Annotated in this window: 16 protein-coding genes; 9 read left to right on the top strand and 7 right to left on the bottom strand. The window is 37.0% G+C overall.

What is annotated here, in order from left to right; translation table 11 throughout:
• The 7 genes from ACH2AZ_RS09150 to ACH2AZ_RS09180 form a co-directional block, all read left to right on the top strand.
• Positions 1–1494 (top strand): chitin-binding domain-containing protein (locus ACH2AZ_RS09150; RefSeq protein WP_394907604.1); only part of this gene is annotated, 1494 nt, incomplete at its 5' end.
• A 3-nt stretch (positions 1495–1497) separates the two neighbouring features.
• Positions 1498–2928 carry a CshA/CshB family fibrillar adhesin-related protein gene (locus ACH2AZ_RS09155; protein ID WP_394907605.1) on the top strand — a complete coding sequence of 477 codons (1431 nt, stop codon included), beginning with the start codon at positions 1498–1500 and terminating at the stop codon, positions 2926–2928.
• Between the two features lie 4 nt (positions 2929–2932).
• Positions 2933–4162 (top strand): gliding motility-associated C-terminal domain-containing protein, encoded by a 1230-nt coding sequence (locus ACH2AZ_RS09160; protein WP_394907606.1) that lies wholly within the window; start codon positions 2933–2935, stop codon positions 4160–4162.
• A gap of 9 nt (positions 4163–4171) precedes the next feature.
• A complete protein-coding gene (locus ACH2AZ_RS09165; protein ID WP_394907607.1) occupies positions 4172–5083 on the top strand; it encodes a type IX secretion system membrane protein PorP/SprF in 912 nt (303 codons plus the stop codon).
• Positions 5084–5179: 96 nt separating this feature from the next.
• Positions 5180–6097: a DMT family transporter gene (locus tag ACH2AZ_RS09170; protein ID WP_394907608.1), complete on the top strand. Its 918-nt coding sequence runs from the start codon at positions 5180–5182 to the stop codon at positions 6095–6097.
• Positions 6087–6695: a sugar transferase gene (locus ACH2AZ_RS09175; RefSeq protein WP_394907609.1), complete on the top strand. Its 609-nt coding sequence runs from the start codon at positions 6087–6089 to the stop codon at positions 6693–6695. Before ACH2AZ_RS09170 ends, ACH2AZ_RS09175 begins: the two co-directional genes overlap by 11 nt.
• A 68-nt stretch (positions 6696–6763) precedes the next feature.
• On the top strand, positions 6764–9532 hold the full coding sequence (locus ACH2AZ_RS09180; protein WP_394907610.1) for an outer membrane beta-barrel protein: 2769 nt from the start codon (positions 6764–6766) through the stop codon (positions 9530–9532).
• Position 9533: 1 nt separating this feature from the next.
• On the opposite strand, the gene ACH2AZ_RS09185 is transcribed toward ACH2AZ_RS09180, so the two are convergent.
• From ACH2AZ_RS09185 to ACH2AZ_RS09210, 6 genes are all read right to left on the bottom strand, one after another.
• The gene (locus tag ACH2AZ_RS09185) at positions 9534–9689 is read right to left on the bottom strand and encodes a hypothetical protein (protein WP_379042861.1); all 156 of its coding nucleotides are present in this window, start codon (positions 9687–9689) and stop codon (positions 9534–9536) included.
• A 119-nt stretch (positions 9690–9808) separates the two neighbouring features.
• The gene (locus ACH2AZ_RS09190; protein WP_394907611.1) at positions 9809–10615 is read right to left on the bottom strand and encodes a TPM domain-containing protein; all 807 of its coding nucleotides are present in this window, start codon (positions 10613–10615) and stop codon (positions 9809–9811) included.
• Positions 10615–11049 (bottom strand): TPM domain-containing protein, encoded by a 435-nt coding sequence (locus ACH2AZ_RS09195; protein WP_394907612.1) that lies wholly within the window; start codon positions 11047–11049, stop codon positions 10615–10617. The genes ACH2AZ_RS09190 and ACH2AZ_RS09195 overlap by 1 nt, the downstream gene beginning before the upstream one ends.
• A 12-nt stretch (positions 11050–11061) precedes the next feature.
• Complete coding sequence (locus ACH2AZ_RS09200) at positions 11062–11652, bottom strand: LemA family protein (protein ID WP_394907613.1); 591 nt, start codon at positions 11650–11652, stop codon at positions 11062–11064.
• A gap of 12 nt (positions 11653–11664) precedes the next feature.
• On the bottom strand, positions 11665–11994 hold the full coding sequence (locus tag ACH2AZ_RS09205; RefSeq protein WP_394907614.1) for a MerR family transcriptional regulator: 330 nt from the start codon (positions 11992–11994) through the stop codon (positions 11665–11667).
• The gene (locus tag ACH2AZ_RS09210; RefSeq protein WP_147861532.1) at positions 11994–12968 is read right to left on the bottom strand and encodes a M23 family metallopeptidase; all 975 of its coding nucleotides are present in this window, start codon (positions 12966–12968) and stop codon (positions 11994–11996) included. The genes ACH2AZ_RS09205 and ACH2AZ_RS09210 overlap by 1 nt, the downstream gene beginning before the upstream one ends.
• Positions 12969–13090: 122 nt before the next feature.
• Here ACH2AZ_RS09210 and alaS point away from each other — a divergent pair, with 122 nt between their 5' ends.
• Together alaS and ACH2AZ_RS09220 are read left to right on the top strand one after the other, a co-directional pair.
• Positions 13091–15703, top strand: a complete 2613-nt coding sequence (gene alaS / locus ACH2AZ_RS09215) for an alanine--tRNA ligase (protein ID WP_394907615.1) — start codon at positions 13091–13093, stop codon at positions 15701–15703.
• A gap of 30 nt (positions 15704–15733) precedes the next feature.
• Entirely contained in the window at positions 15734–16690 is a 957-nt protein-coding gene (locus ACH2AZ_RS09220; RefSeq protein WP_394907616.1) for a GSCFA domain-containing protein, read from the top strand.
• Here the strand turns inward: ACH2AZ_RS09220 and ACH2AZ_RS09225 are convergent.
• On the bottom strand, positions 16680–17006 hold the full coding sequence (locus ACH2AZ_RS09225) for a rhodanese-like domain-containing protein (RefSeq protein ID WP_394907617.1): 327 nt from the start codon (positions 17004–17006) through the stop codon (positions 16680–16682). The genes ACH2AZ_RS09220 and ACH2AZ_RS09225 overlap by 11 nt on opposite strands.
• Positions 17007–17058 lie beyond the last annotated feature (52 nt).

Raw genomic sequence — 17058 nt, forward strand, 5'->3', positions numbered from 1 at the left:
GCCAACGGCGCAACAATGACCATTGATGTAATAGCCGATGTAGTGACCAACATTCAGAATCAAGGCGACGTTTACACGGAAATCATCAATCTACTACAAAACAACACCGATACCTTGCAAGATAATGGTGACGGTACTTTTACCCATACGGCTGTAGACGGTACGCAACTTATTTTTGATGCCAATACCACCACCTACGTCAACAACAATGACGGCACTTACACTTTCACCAACGCCAATGGCGCAACAATGACTATTGATGTCATCAACGATGTAGTGACCAACATTCAGAACCAAGGCGACGTTTACACGGAAATCATCAATTTGCTACAAGACAACACCGATACTTTGCAAGATAATGGCGACGGTACTTTTACCCACACGGCCGTAGACGGCACCCAACTCATTTTCGATGCCAATACCACTACTTATGTGAATAACAACGATGGCACTTACACATTTACCAATGCCAACGGCGCAACAATGACCATTGATGTAATAGCCGATGTAGTGACCAACATTCAGAATCAAGGTGATGTTTACACAGAAATCATCAATCTACTACAAAACAACACCGATACTTTACAAGATAATGGCGACGGTACCTTTACCCACACGGCGGTAGACGGCACCCAGCTCATTTTCGATGCCAATACCACTACCTATGTAAACAACAACGATGGTACTTACACATTTACCAATGCCAACGGCGCAACAATGACCATTGATGTAATAGCCGATGTAGTGACCAACATTCAGAATCAAGGCGACGTTTACACGGAAATCATCAATCTACTACAAAACAACACCGATACTTTGCAAGATAATGGCGACGGTACCTTTACCCACACGGCGGTAGACGGCACGCAACTAACCTTTGATGCCAATACCACCTCAGTAGTGAATAATGGAGACGGCTCTTATTCTGTTACGAATTCAGACGGTACCACAATCAATATAAATTATACGGCGGATAATGGTATTAGTCAATCTGCTAATCACTTTCAATTGGGAGGAAATTTAATTAAGCCTACCACGTTGGGAACCACTGGAGTCAATACCTTATCCATAACCGGTTTAGAAAAAGGCGATTCGCCCACGCATAACATTATGGTTTTAGATGCAAATGGAGTTTTAAAACAAGTTAAAGCCGCTATGCCTAGATTTTTTTATATGCCTGCTATTTTATTGCCCACATCCTCAGACCAAGTCCCTGCGGGCGAGATCTATGGTACTGTAGATCTATACAATAAATACCATAGCCAATTTACGGGTGTAACTAATACTAACTTTATTACTAACACGGCAAATGCTGGAAATGCACTACCTGTTTTGCCCGCCACGGAGTTTAATTATTATATTACGTATTATGATTCTAGTGTATTTTATAATGTAAGTATTTCAGACTCTGGCGTACTTACTTATGACGTTTATCCTACATCGGCTGTGACCGAAGCAACTTTTATGAACATTGTATTTGAAGTAAAACCATAGTCCATGCGTAATCCACTAATTTTTATTCTTGGGTTTGTCTTGCTAACAAGCAATACTATAAGTGCTCAGTGCTATTCTGGTAATTTAGTTACTTCAACTTTTGCCACTGGCGGCACAGGGAGTTATACCAACCGAATAATTTGGCTAACTTGGGGAGCTAAAACTATTGCAGATACTTACGGTAAAAGCAATCAAATTTTAGGCGAAGGAGAAACTTCATACGCATCCATACCTTTAAGTGCTAATAAATATTTTTGCCTACAAGCTACCATTGAGAATATAAGTCCGCCTGCCTCTTTAAAAAGTTATATTCCGGGTAATTATACGGGTGACTCCATGGATGATTTATATCACATAGGAGGCCCTGGAGCTAACAATCAAATGGTTGCAGGATTAATCAACGCACAAAGTGGAACTACCGTTACGTTTACGGTTAGGTGTCAAGCTTCTTTAGATGGAAATCCTGTCAGGATTAAGGGGTTGGTGGTTGCCGATGCAGAATCTTTATCGCAAACCGAAGAGTTAAAAGCTAGTGCCGATGGTGTTTGGAATGTAACTGAATTACAAAAAAATATAGGTGCAGGACCTTATCAATTAGAGAAGACGATGCAAGGAGGTTTGCAACAAGTTCGATTCTTTAATGGAAATGATAATAATACCGCAGCTATTTCTATACTTAGTTTTAATCAAACTGCCTACGATACGCAAGCAAACAACTATGAAGTTACCTTTAATGTATCGGTTAAAGGAGCAGGTTTAACCGCAATTGCCTTGGGTTTACTAATGCCCGAATTAGATAGAGGCGATGCACCAGCCAGTTATGGCGAGGCTTTGCATATAATTGATTATTCCGAATTTACATCCGATCAAATCGCTTTGGGTACTACGGTAGATTTGAATACAGCAACTTATAATTCGGCCAATGAAATCCCTAAAACCAACAGAAGTTTTATTGGTTCTGTTGCACCAGATCCAGAAGCCAACTCACAATATAGTCTCGACGCACTGGCTGATGACAATGATGGCGGAATTGCCGACGAGGAAGATGTTTTGCCTCCTTTCTTAAAACGATTTCACTATATAAATTATAATTATAAAGCAGGCGAAATTTTTAGCCTTCAAGTGCCCTACACGACAATAAAAGATTCTTATTTGCAGGCTTGGATAGACTTTAACGTTAATGGTGTTTTCGAGCCTCAGGAGGGCGTTATGCAAAGTCTACCCGCAGGCGTAGGTTCAACTACTCTCAGTTGGACGGTACCTCCTGATGTTAAAATACTGCCTACCTATATGCGTTTACGCTTATCAGATAATTATTATGGTGTTTTAACCCCAGAAGCTACGCTATTAAAAGGAGAAGTAGAAGATCATATTATGTATGTGGTAAAACCAGCTTTGGTAAATCCGCATTTACCCACAAAAGTTAAAGATTAAGCAAATGAAGTATGCAACTCAAATATTGCTTATACTCTGGGTTTTCTTACATCCCATTTTTCTTACTGCTCAAACTGTTAATACCGGTATGCTGTATGTAAGTGAGCAAACCACTTTCTCTACAGTGAGTGATTTTTCTAATGAGCCCTCAGCCTCTTTTTACAACGATGGCCGATCTAATTTTTATGGAGATATTTATAATCAAAGTAAATTTGATTTTTACCAAAATACCGGAACTATTCGTTTGGTGGGTAACAAACTACAAAGACTCAAGGGAGACTTTTTAGCTATTAACAACTTGTATTTAGACAATATTACACCGGAGATAGCATTTTCGCTTGAAGCGGAAATGAATATCTATAACCAAGCTTATTTTCAACTTGGCGTATTAGAAAATCGGGAAAGCGAAGCCCAGATCAATTTTTTAAATGAAGCAATTGCAAGAAATGCTAGTCATTCGAGCCATGTGGATGGTACGGTTTTTAAGTTTGGGAAAGAAGATTTTATTTTTCCTATAGGTCATAAATCTTATTATAGACCAGCAAGCCTGCGTCAACTTCCCATAGAAAATATTGTAGAATCGACTTATTTTTTTGAGGATGCAGGCGATTTATACGATAGGCAAAAAAAGGAGGGACTCATTAACCGCATTAGTCATACAGAATATTGGGAAGTAAAAATTTACAATCCAGCAGAAGCGGTATTAAGCTTAAGCTATGATAATTCAACCACACCCAGCTACATTTTAAATCATATAAATCAAGGAGAAGCGGTTCATATTGTAAGATGGAATGAGCGATTGAATGCTTGGGTAGACCTAGGGGGGATGGTTGATATAGATGCCAAAACAGTGTCTACCACAATTGATAAGGCTGGCATTTATACTTTGGCCTTGATGAAATTTAATGAAATTAACCCATGTGATATTGTGGTGTATAACGCAGTTACACCCAATCAAGATGGTTTTAACGATTACTTGAAGATTATTAATGATAATCCTGGCTGTGCTAAAAACTTAAAAGTCCAAATTTTTAATAGATGGGGGGTAAAAGTATTCGAAACCGATACCTATGGTTTAGCGGGTCATGTTTTTGACGGTTATAGTACGGGAAGGCTCACCGTTCGAGAGGGCAGTAAATTGCCATCGGGAACTTATTTTTACGTTTTAGAGTATCAGTATAATGAGAATCAAATCCATAAAAAAATGGGTTACATACATTTAAGTTCAACTTAAATTAAGCCTATGAAAAATTTTTACTTATTCATTTTGGTTTTATTATGTTGGTATGCTTGCGCTGCCCAGCAAGAATCGCAATTCACGCAATATATGTATAACCCAATGAGTATTAATCCGGGGTATACTGGCTCGCGAGAAGTGCTTACAGTATCAAGTATTTATCGTAACCAGTGGGTAGGTGTTGAGGGTGCTCCCGAAACCTTTAACTTCTCTGCACATAGTCCTTTAGGGCTAACTAGTTTAGCTAATTTAGGGCTTGATTTTACGCAGGACCGAATAGGAATCTCCACCCAGAAATCTTTCAGTGTAAATTTTGCTTATATCTTACCCTTAGATCGTGGTGAAGACATACGTTTATCGCTTGGTATTAAAGCAGGTGCAGAGAATTTAGACCTAGCTTTACATAAACTTACCATTGCCGATATTAACGATCCATACTTAGCTAATTTGTCTGAGTTTTCACCTGTTTTGGGTTTAGGAGCTTTTTTATATACAGATGAAGGCTACTTAGGAGTTTCATCTCCAAATCTTTTGCATACAAAAAAATTTAACGAAGTAAGTGTCTCTACCTATACCAATAAAGCTCATATTTATTTTTTAGGCGGATATGTGTTTCCTCTTGAGAACGAAGTTCAATTAAAACCCGCCTTTTTAATTAAAGCAGTTAGTGGTGCACCTTTAGCAGTAGATTTGTCTATGAATATTTATTTTTTAGAGCGTTGGAACCTTGGTGCATCCTATCGATTAAACGCAGCCTTTACTGCTTTGGCGGGTTTTCGTATCACAGACGAATTGACTTTAGGTTATGCTTATGATTATGAAACTACCACTTTAAGCAAGTACAGCAGTGGCTCTCACGAAGTTTTTTTGCAGTTTGAGTTATGGAGCAGATATAGGAACCGATTCAGGTGTTTTTAAAATTAGTGCTTTATTAAAGCATTGGGCTTAAAAATAAAAAATTCGTTTGCTAGCTGTTTATTAATCCATTACATTTATTCTACTAAAGTAAGCCCCATGAAAAATCAAAAGCAGGCTATGGCTTATGCCGGAATAGCGGTTTTACTATGGAGTACCGTAGCGACAGGCATGAAACTTGCCCTAGTTAGTTTTGACTATTTACAATTACTCTTCTGGTCATCTGGAACAGCAGTGTTGGTTTTGGGTATAATATTGGTAGTAAAGAAGAGATTCTTTCAACTCTTTAAACTCCCCGCTAAAGCTATCTTTAAGTCAGCTTTATACGGTGGAATAAATCCCTTTTTGTATTATATCGTACTTTTTAAAGCTTACGATTTACTGCCGGCTCAAGAGGCACAAGCACTTAATTATACTTGGCCCATAATGTTTAGTCTATTAGCCATTCCGCTTTTAAAGCAAAAGATGACACCAAAAAATTTATTGGCTATAGGCATTAGTTTTGTAGGGGTTCTAATTATTGCCACACGTGGTAATTTGGTGAACTTGTCCTTTTCAAATTTACAAGGAGTTATGTTTGGGTTGGGGTCGGCAATTATCTGGGCTGCATTCTGGATTTTTAATATTAAAGATGAGCGTGAAGAATTGAGTAAATTATTCCTTAATTTCTGTTTTGGCTTTGTCTATATTGCAATTAGTATTTACTTCTTTTCAGACTTCACAATGGATTATGGTGTAGGTTTGTGGAGTGCAGTATATGTGGGATTGTTTGAAATGGGCATCACTTTTATAATTTGGTCTATTGCACTTAAAAAATCATATTCTGCTGCGGGAGTGAGTAAGTTGGTGTATTTGGTTCCTTTTTTGTCGCTTGTAGTCATCTATTTAATTTTAAGAGAGCCAATAGGATTACCTACTTTAATGGGGTTATTTTTAATTATAAGCGGCTTAGTGTACGATAAAATCAGTTTTAGGCAATTACGCTTTTCGCGGAATCGAAAACATAATGAAAGATAAATTAAGTTCTAGCGAAAAATGGGTGAAACGGGGTATTGACTTAATAGCCTCTCTGGTGGGCATTGGTCTACTTTTTCCAATTCTGGTTTTAGGTTTTATTTTAGCCAGTTGGAGTACCAAACAAAGTGGAATTTACAGAAGCAAGCGAATAGGTCAATTTGGTAAAGAATTTTATATTTTAAAATTAAGGAGTATGCGCAGAATCGAGGGGGTTGAAACTTCGGTAACCACAGCTCGGGATCCTCGTATTACAGGTATTGGTGCATTTTTAAGGAAATATAAAATTGATGAGCTACCACAACTGTTTAATGTGCTGCTAGGCCAAATGAGTTTGGTAGGGCCAAGGCCAGATGTACCAGGATTTGCCGATAATCTTACTGGTGATGATGCTAAAATATTATTGCTAAAACCAGGCATTACGGGCTTGGCCACCTTGGCTTTTAAAAATGAAGAAAAACTCCTAGCGCTTCAAAATGACCCAATTGCTTACAACCGTGAAGTGATTTGGCCCGAAAAAATTAGATTAAACAAGTATTACCTGGAGAATTATAGTTTGACTTTAGATATCAAGATTCTTTTTAAAACGGTTTTTATATAGTGGTTACCCTTATCATGGTTTTAAATATTTTATTGTAAATTGTATTATTTTTATCTTAAATAATCGATATGCCTACTAAGCACTTAAAACACAGGCGCATTTTAGTACTTTTTATTCTATTTTTAGGCTCAATGAGTTTTGCGCAAGAATACCATGACTTTCTAGTAGAAGGAAGTTTAATCGATGATAATGAGATGCCCTTGGAGTCGGCTACTGTATATATAGAAGAGCCCAATGGTACTTTAGTAGATTATACCCTTAGTAATCAGGAGGGCGGATTTGAAATTGCAGGAAAAGTACAAAACGATAGTTTATTCTTGTTTGTTAGCTACACTGGATTTTTACCGATAAAGCAATTACTAGACTTAAAAAAGCAAAGTAACTGGAGTTTCAATAACTTGCAAATGAAAATTGATGACAAAACCTTAGAGGAGGTATTAGTTCAAGCGCAAGCAGCACCGGTTACGGTAAAGACAGATACCTTGGAGTTTAATGCCGCTTCATTTAAAACAAAGGCAAATGCAAACCTTGAAGACGTGCTTAAAAAATTACCTGGAGTAAGTGTTAACAACGCAGGTGAAATCAGTATCAACGGTAAACCGGTTGCTAAGATTCTAGTGAATGGTAAGTCTTTTTTTGGTGACGACCCCAAGATAGCCACTAAAAATTTACCTAAAGAACTTATCAACAAAATCCAAGTGGTAGACACCAAAACAAAAACCGAAGAATTTACAGGTAAAGAAGGTGATAGTCAAAATAAGACGCTTAATATAACCATAGACGAAGATAAAAATAAAGGTTATTTCGCACGAATCACCGCGGGTATAGGTACGAAAGACCGTTACGAAGCAAGTGGAATTGCCAATTATTTTAAAAATAATTTTCGCTTAAGTGTATTGGGAGGGTCTAATAATATTAACTCTTCAGGCTTTAGTTTCGATGAAATTTATGATGCTATGGGGAGAAACGCATATAGTATTTCACGCAGTAGCAATGGCAGTTTTAGTATTAATGGAAACTCTTTTGGAGGGGGTGGCTCGGGGATTACCCAAACCTACAACGCTGGTTTTAACCTAGTAGAAGAATGGGCAGAGCAAACAGAACTGGAGACAGATTACTTTTTTAATCGCAGCAGTACCGATACTAAAACAAAAATTAACCGAGAGAACATATTACCCGATCGCATTTTTTTTAATGAGTCAAGTTCTATTTCTAAACGGGAAAACGATAATCATCGCGCAAGTTTTGATCTTAGTTTTCGCCCAGACTCGCTTACGCGGATTTCGTTTCGTCCTAATTTCTCTTACAACAAAGGAAAGTCACAAAGCGATTCTGAAACCAAATCCTTTAAAGAGGATTTTGCCGTTTTAAACCAAGCAGAAACAAGAAATGATACCGAGGTAGAACAACTCAATTTTGCCGCTAGGTTAGGTGCTAGCCGAAGACTAGATACGCTGGGAAGTTATGTAAATGTTAATCTTAACTACACCAATAATACTACAGATAATCAACAATTGTTTTATTCACTGCGACAAATTTTTGATGATAATGGAGGTGTTTCCGATACAGATTTACAAGACCAGCGCATTAAAGAAAATTCAGATGCGAAAACTTTTAATACCGGGCTTGGCGCACGCATAGCTTTACGCAAAAAAATCTTCTTAGATGTAGAATATACCCTCAATTACTCAAAGTCTATAAATGAGCGTTTGGTTTACGATAATAGCACTAAAGATTTTTTGCTAGACTTAAGTAATGATTTCAAAACCAGCAGTTTAAAGCATCGACCCAGTTTAGGTATGGTTTACCGGAGTAAAAAATTAAGGGCCTCACTATCTGCTGGGGTAGAACAACTTAGTTTAACCAATAAAGATCATTTTAACGGCAATCGTTTTGAGAGTAATTTTACTAACTTTTATTCAGACCTTTATTTAAGATACAAGATAAACCAAGCGGCTTCTGTTTATTTCAATTACGAGAGTCAACAAAACGCACCAAGTATCAGTCAACTGCAACCGGTTGAAAATAGAACAAACCCGTTAAACATTATACAAGGTAACCCCAATTTGAAACCAAATTTAACTCATAATTTTTACTTTAGCTTTAATAATTATAACTACAAAACTAAATCGGGTTTATATACCTATGCTGGTGCAGATTTTATACAAGATAAAGTAACCAGCATTAGTCAGACCAATGAAGAACTGATTCGTGAAACCAGTTACACCAATGTGAATGGTGCATATTCTGCATTTGGGGGTGCTAATTATAGCTTTATGTTTTCTAAAAAAGAGTTTTACAATTTAAAACTCCGTTTGGGTTTAAGCGGTGCCTTTAGTAGAGACGTTGGTTTTAGTAATGCAGTTGAGTTTGTTACCAAAGACTCACGGTTATCGCCAAGTATAAAGTTAGATGTTGATTTTACAGATATTCTACAGCTTACCCCTTATTACGAACTAAATTTCCGAAATGCTAAATACAGTTTGCCTACTCGCAGTAATGAGCGTTTTGTAAATCATGATATTGGCGTTGAAGTAACTAGCTTCTGGCCCAAAAATCTCATTTTTGGAAATGACATATCCTACCAGCGCCTAGGAAATGTAAGCCCAGGCTTTACCAATAATTTTATTTTATGGAATATGAGCCTAGGCTACCAATTTTTTGATGAAAAAGCTACCTTTAGAGTCAAAGTTTTTGATGTTTTAGACCAAAATATAGCTACTCGCAGACAAACCGGTGAAGACTTTATTCAAGACACCCAAGAGTTGGTTTTAGAGAGATATATGATGTTCAGCTTGACTTTTAAGCTAGATAAATTTGGTAAAAACAAAGGCTAAATCATAAATTCATCTCTTTGTGAAATAGAGCTTTGTTGGCATAATACGGGTTAGATGAGGTTAATTCTTTCATCCAAGTGATAAAACTGCTTGATTTTCGTTTAAAAGTGAATCCGAGTGATTGCACCCGTAATTCCTGTGGTGGATTAGTTTTCATAATTAAAGATTGTTAGTTAGTTGCCGAAAATTACAACTAAACTGACTAATCCCGAAAAATTTAATGAAAATCCTTTCTTAAAATTGATTAAAAGCTTGATAATTAAGACGAATTGATTTTTACCAGCTGCCGCCGGCTCCACCACCGCCAAAACCGCCTCCGCCGAAGCCGCCACCAAAACCGCCACCGCCAAAGCCTCCTCCTGAACCAAAACCGCCAGAAGAACCTCCACCAAAACCGCGCCCCATACTGCTTAGAATAAGAATGTCAAGTAATGAATCTGTGCCAGATTTACGGCCTCCGTTTCTGCCTCCCCCATTACGATTCTTAATGACAGAGAGTATAATAATCACGATAAAGAAAATAATTATAAAAAATCCAACACCAGAATTTCCTGAGCTGGATCTTTTTTTCGGCGCTTTGTAAGTGCCATTTAGTACTTGCATAACAGCAGTGGTGCCAGCATCTAAACCGGCATAAAAATTACCTCGTTTAAAATGCGGGATAATGATTTGGTCTATAATTTCCTTTGTTCGGTAATCGGTTAAATATTGTTCAAGGCCATAACCGGTGGTAATCCATAGTTTGCGTTCTTTTTTTGCCATTAAAATGAGCAAGCCATTGTCTTTTTTACTGTCTCCAATACCCCATTTATGGGCCCACTCGGCGGCAAAAGTGCCAATGTACTCTCCGTTTAAGGTGTTTATAGTAGCTACAACAATTTGGGTTGAGGTTGTATCGGCATACTTAATGAGCTTCTGTTCTAAAGCAGATTCTTCTGATGGACTTAAAAGCTCTGCAGCATCGTAGACACTAGTTGCAACCTTGGGTTTGGCTGGTAGATTAAGCTGTGCCAAACCATAGTGGGTAGGCAATAAAAAGCCTATTAAAAGAATATACTGAAAGATCTGTTTTTTGTTGAACATTATTTACCTTTAGAGATTTCATCAGGCAATTCATTTACATCATCTGCCTGATAGGGGAAATAGTTTTGTAATTGCTCACCGGCCTTTAAAATACCAGCTATTAATCCTTGTTTAAATTCAGCCTTTTTAAAATGCTCAATGACCAATTCTTTGGTTGACTCCCAAAAATTTGCTTCAACACGGTCGTTAATTCCCTGATCGCCTAGAATATAAAATAAATGATCTTCAAGAGCAACATAAAACAGAACTCCATTTTTTTGTTCGGTTTGGTGCATCTCAAGTTTTTCAAAAACCTCCTTGGCTCTTTCAAATGCAGGACCCTTACATTTACTTTCTAGATGCACGCGTATCTCGCCAGAAGTGTCCTTCTCGGCTGCCTTTATCGCATTGATAATTTCATTTTCGTCTTGTTGGGTAAAAAGCTGAATAGCCATGAAAAATGCGGATTAAAATTCTACAGTAGGAGCTTGTTCTGCACCTTCAACTGCTTCAAATGGAGCCATCTTATCAAACCCAAAAAAGCCAACAATTAAATTGTTAGGAAATTTTCTAATGAAGGTGTTGTATAATTTTACCGCTTCATTATACCGATTTCTTTCTACGTTGATACGATTTTCTGTTCCTTCTAGCTGAGACTGAAGTTGCTGGAAATTTTGAGTAGCTTTTAATTCTGGGTAGCGTTCTACACTCACTAATAATTTTGATAATGCAGAACTTAATCCGCCTTGAGCTTGTTGAAAATTAGCAATGGCCTCTGGAGAGAGGTTATCTGCATCTATATTTACCGAGGTAGCTTTAGCACGAGCTTGAATAACCTGGGTAAGTGTTTCTTGTTCAAAATCTGCCGCACCTTTTACCGTATTTACCAAGTTAGGTATAAGGTCATTTCTCCTTTGGTAAGCATTTTCTACATTAGACCAAGCGGTTTTGGCTTCTTCTTGTTTTTCAACAGCTGTGTTATACGTTCCGCCAAATAACGAATAAGCTATGAAGCCAATAATGGCGATTACAATAACGGGAATTAACCATTTTTTCATGATTTCTTTTGTTTAAAGTTGATTTTTTATTTGAATTAATTGTTCTTTAATATGATTAAGACGCTTAATCATTTCATAGTTGTTTAGTGGCTTGCTTTTTTCAGCTTTAAGCTGAATTTTAGCTCCTTCTAAAGTGAATCCGCGTTCTTTTACAAGATGATAAATTTTTTCTAGATTTTTAATGTCTTCGGGAGTGAATTTGCGGTTTCCCTTAGCATTTTTTTTTGGCTTTAAGATGTCAAATTCTTTCTCCCAAAAGCGGATAAGTGAAGTGTTCACTTCAAAGGCTTCGGCCACCTCGCCAATGCCATAGTACAATTTTTTGGGTAACTCAACCGCCATTAGTCTAAAGATTGATTTTCTAAGGTAGATTGGTTTAACATAATATCATATTCCTCTGCCGTTAAATCGCCATGGTAATAATTTATAGGATTAACAACCTTTCCGTTTTTATGCACCTCATAGTGCAAATGCGCTCCTGTTGATAAACCGGTGTTTCCTACCTTGCCGATCACCTCGCCTCTTTTAACTTTTTGACCTTCCCGAACCTCAAAAGCACTAAGATGGGCATAATACGTTTCGTAGCCAAAGCCATGGTCAAGAATAATTAAATTACCAAAGCCTCTGCTTCTTCTGGCTTTTTTAACCGTAGCGTCACCTGTAGCAAATACGTCGGTTCCTTTTTTTGCCGTAAAATCCATACCATTATGCATTTTGCGGTATTTGAGAATGGGATGCATACGCATTCCGTAGCCTGAAGCCATGCGTGTTAAATTTTCGTTTTTTATAGGTTGTATGGCCGGAATGGCTGTAAGTAATTTTTCTTTTTCTTTGGCCAATTTCACGATTTCATCTAGAGATTTGGACTGCACAACTATTTGTTTCTGCAAGATGTCCATTTTTTTATGCGTCTCAATAATCAAATCTGAATTATCAAATCCATTGAGGTATTGGTATCGGTTTACTCCACCAAATCCTGCTTTGCGCTGTTCTTCGGGAATTGGATTGGCTTCAAAATAAACCCGGTAAATATTGTTGTCACGATGCTGCACATCGGCTAGCACCTCTTGCGCTAAATCAATTTTTTTATTTAAAACCGAATATTGAATTTTTAAATTATTGAGTTCACGTTTGAGTGCTTTCTCTTTTGGCGTCTCAATTTGCGGGATATTAAAATAGATTATCAATAAAATAAAGCCCGCCAAAAAAGAACTCGCAATCCCCAATGCAATTAGCCCAATTCTCCTACCTGGTTTTCGTTCTATCTTTTTATACGACAAACTTTCGTTGTCGTAATAATATTTTACCTTCGACATTGTTTGAAATTATGCTATTTTTGCAAACGTTTTGAGTTGATATGTTCAACCTTAATAACGAACAAAGATAAACATTGTTTCAAAAGTACGCTAAAAATTATAAGCCAAGAGCAGCAAAGCCTATGAAATCACAAGAAATACGCAGTAGATTTTTAAACTTTTTTAAATCCAAAAATCACGAGATTGTACCCTCTGCACCTATGGTGATGAAAGATGATCCTACCTTGATGTTCACCAATGCGGGGATGAACCAATTTAAAGAGTATTTTCTAGGTAACGCCACGGCCAAGTATACGAGAATAGCTGATACGCAAAAGTGCCTGCGAGTAAGTGGTAAACACAATGATTTAGAAGAAGTAGGTAAAGATACTTACCACCATACTATGTTTGAGATGTTAGGTAACTGGAGTATTGGTGATTATTTTAAAGAAGATGCAATTGCTTGGGCTTGGGAATTTTTAACCGTTGAATTGAAAATAGCACCCGAGAATTTATATGTAACTGTTTTTGAAGGCGATGAGGAGGATCAAATTCAGAAAGATGAGGAAGCTTTTAATTTGTGGAAAAAACATATTGCTGAAGAGCGTATTTTGTTAGGAAATAAAAAAGATAATTTTTGGGAGATGGGTGATCAAGGTCCTTGCGGACCTGCCTCAGAAATTCACGTAGATATCCGATCGGATGAAGAAAAAGCCAAAATTCCAGGCAAAGATTTGGTAAACCAAGATCACCCTCAAGTAGTTGAAATTTGGAACTTGGTTTTTATACAGTATAACCGAATGGCTAATGGTAGCCTTAAAGAGTTACCCGCAAAGCATATTGATACAGGAATGGGTTTTGAGCGTTTGGCGATGGTTATGCAAGGCAAGCAATCTAATTATGATACGGATGTATTTATGCCCATTATTCAAGAAATTGAAACCATTACTGGTGCAACCTATCAAAAAACGGAACAGACAGATATTGCCATAAGAGTAATTGCAGATCATGTTCGAGCGGTTAGTTTTGCTATAGCCGATGGGCAATTGCCTAGTAATACTGGTGCTGGTTATGTAATACGTAGAATTTTAAGAAGGGCTATTCGTTACGGATTTACCTTTTTAAATACCAAAGAAGCTTTTATCTATAAATTGGTAGCCGTAATAAGCAACCAAATGGGTGAAACTTTTCCAGAAATTAAAAAGCAACAACACTTGTGCGAAAACGTTATTAAAGAGGAAGAGAACTCATTCTTAAAAACTTTAGATCAAGGCTTAAATCTGTTAGAAAGTATAATAAATCAAGCGCAATCAAAGGAGATTTCAGGTAAGAAAGCTTTTGAATTGTACGATACTTATGGTTTTCCTATAGATTTAACCGCCCTAATTTTGGAAGAAAAAGGGCTGAGCCTTAATATTAATGAATTTGAGAGCGAGTTGAGTAAACAAAAAGAACGTTCGCGCTCTGCTGCACAAAGTACCGCAGGTGATTGGGTTATACTTAGACAAGATGATGAGGAGGAATTTATAGGATATGATTACCTAGAAACACAAGTTAAATTAACCCGTTACCGTCAGGTGGAAAGCAAAAAAGAAGGGAAGTTGTATCAACTGGTTTTTAATTTAACGCCTTTTTATCCAGAAGGTGGAGGTCAAGTTGGTGATAAAGGTTACCTTGAAGAGCCAAATGGAAACCTTACTTATATAATTGATACTAAAAAAGAGAATAACTTAATTATTCATATCTCTAAGCACTTACCGCAAGATCTGCATGCTACCTTTACTGCTACGGTAAATAATCAACATAGATTAAATGCAGCTGCTAACCATAGTGCAACACATTTATTGCATCAAGCATTAAAAAATGTATTAGGTGAGCACGTAGAGCAAAAAGGATCTTTGGTACACCCTGCTTATTTAAGATTTGATTTCTCTCATTTTAGTAAAGTAAGTCACGAGCAATTAGAAGAGATTGAACAGTTTGTTAATGCGCGTATTTACGAAGAACTCGATTTAGTTGAAGGTAGAAATGTACCCTTTGCTCAAGCGGTTGAGCAAGGAGCTACGGCGTTATTTGGTGAAAAGTATGGAGATACGGTGCGAACAATTCAATTTGGTAATTCTTTTGAACTTTGCGGAGGTACTCACGTTTCAAATACAAGTCAAATTTGGCATTTCAAAATAGTATCAGAATCAGCGGTTGCTGCTGGGGTTAGACGAATTGAAGCCATTACTCTAGATGCGGCAAAAGACTTTTTGAACGAGCAAAGCAATCAATTTAACGCTTTAAAGCAATTGGTGAAAAACAGCAAAGAACCTTTAAAAGCTGTTGAAAACCTTCAAAATGAGAATGCCCAACTTAAAAAGGAGATTGAGCAGCTTAAAAAGGAGAAAGCAGCAGCAGCAAAAACAAACCTAAAAGCCGCTCTGCAACAAGTAAATGGTATTAATTTTTTAGCTACTACTGTAAATTTAGATGCTGCGGCGATGAAAGATTTATCTTTTCAACTGGCAGGAGAAGTTGAACAATTGTTTTTAGTGCTTGGATCTAAACAGAATGGTAAAGCCTTATTGTCTATTTATATCGATAAAAAATTAGCCGAAGAAAAAGAGCTAAATGCAGGAAAGATTATTCGAGACTTGGGCAAGTTTATCCAAGGAGGTGGTGGTGGTCAAGTCTTTTTTGCTACCGCTGGGGGTAAAAACCCATCAGGTTTAGCAGAGGCTTTATCCGCTGCAAAAACTTACATAGATTAGCCGTGAGTATTGTCGATAAAATATAATGCCATGAAACTACAGACCCCTATCAGTATTTTAGCGCAGCAACCAAAAATTGATTATGGCTCTAAAATACTGCTTTTGGGTTCGTGTTTTTCCGAAAATATAGGGCTTCAGTTTGATCGTTTTAGGTTTCAAAACCTTCAAAATCCCTTAGGTATTTTATTTCATCCTTTTGGTATTGAAAAATTGCTCTTAAGGGCCACACAAAACGATTTATTTACCGCGCAAGATGTTTTTTGTTATAATGACACTTGGTATTGCTTTGAGGCGCATAGTAGATTGAAAAGTACGCAATCACAAGATGACTTATTGTTAAAATTAAATTCAGCACTTAGGAACACACAAGAATATTTACAAAACTCCACTCATATTGTGATTACCTTAGGTACAGCTTATATTTACCGTCATCTTGAGAACGATCAATATGTGGCCAATTGTCATAAAGTACCTCAAAAGTACTTCACAAAATCTTGTGTTAAATCTGATGCTATTTTAGCTAGTCTCAAACGCATAATGAATTATTGCAATGCCATCCGTAAAGATGTAAAAGTAATATTTACCGTTTCGCCAGTAAGACACATGAAAGACGGTTTGGTTGAAAATAATTATAGTAAAGCTCAATTGATAACAGCCATACACGATTTGCTGCCAACTTGGCCGCAGGCTTCGTATTTTCCCTCTTATGAAATTATGCTAGATGAATTGAGAGACTACCGCTTTTACTCAAAAGACATGCTTCATCCATCGTCACTGGCGATAGAATATATTTGGGAGCGTTTTATGCAAACCTGGATAAATCCTAATGCGTTTGAGACCATGAAAAAAGTAGATTCAGTACAAAAAAGACTTGAGCATAAAGCTTTTAACCCTCAAAGTAAACAGCATCAAAACTTTTTACAAAAACTTAAACAAGACATTGAGGCTTTGCAAAACCAATATGGTTTTATGCGCTTTACGGATTGAGTAGCGTATATAATTTATGCCAACCGCCACCATTTATACATTCAATGCCTTTGCTTTTTAAAATCCCTGCCGCACTCTCAGAGCGCATACCGCTAGCACAACAGGTAATAATCGGTTTATTGTAATTTTTGATCTTTTGAATATGTTGACCGATTTGCTGTAGCGGAATATTTTTTGATCCTGGAATAGCACCATTTGCATATTCGCCCGCCGAGCGAACATCAATAATTATAGCGCCACGTGATTTAAAGTCTTGAATCATTTTACTTTTGTTACCGAATAATAAATTTAAAATACCCATTTCTTTTTTTGTCAAAGTAAAGCAATGTTTCTTTTTATGCTAGTAACTTAAGTTACTTAACTTTTAT

Origin of the sequence: uncultured Mesonia sp. (genome assembly GCA_947499595.1) — a bacterium.
In the GTDB taxonomy this organism is placed as follows: Bacteria; Bacteroidota; Bacteroidia; order Flavobacteriales; family Flavobacteriaceae; genus Mesonia; species Mesonia sediminis.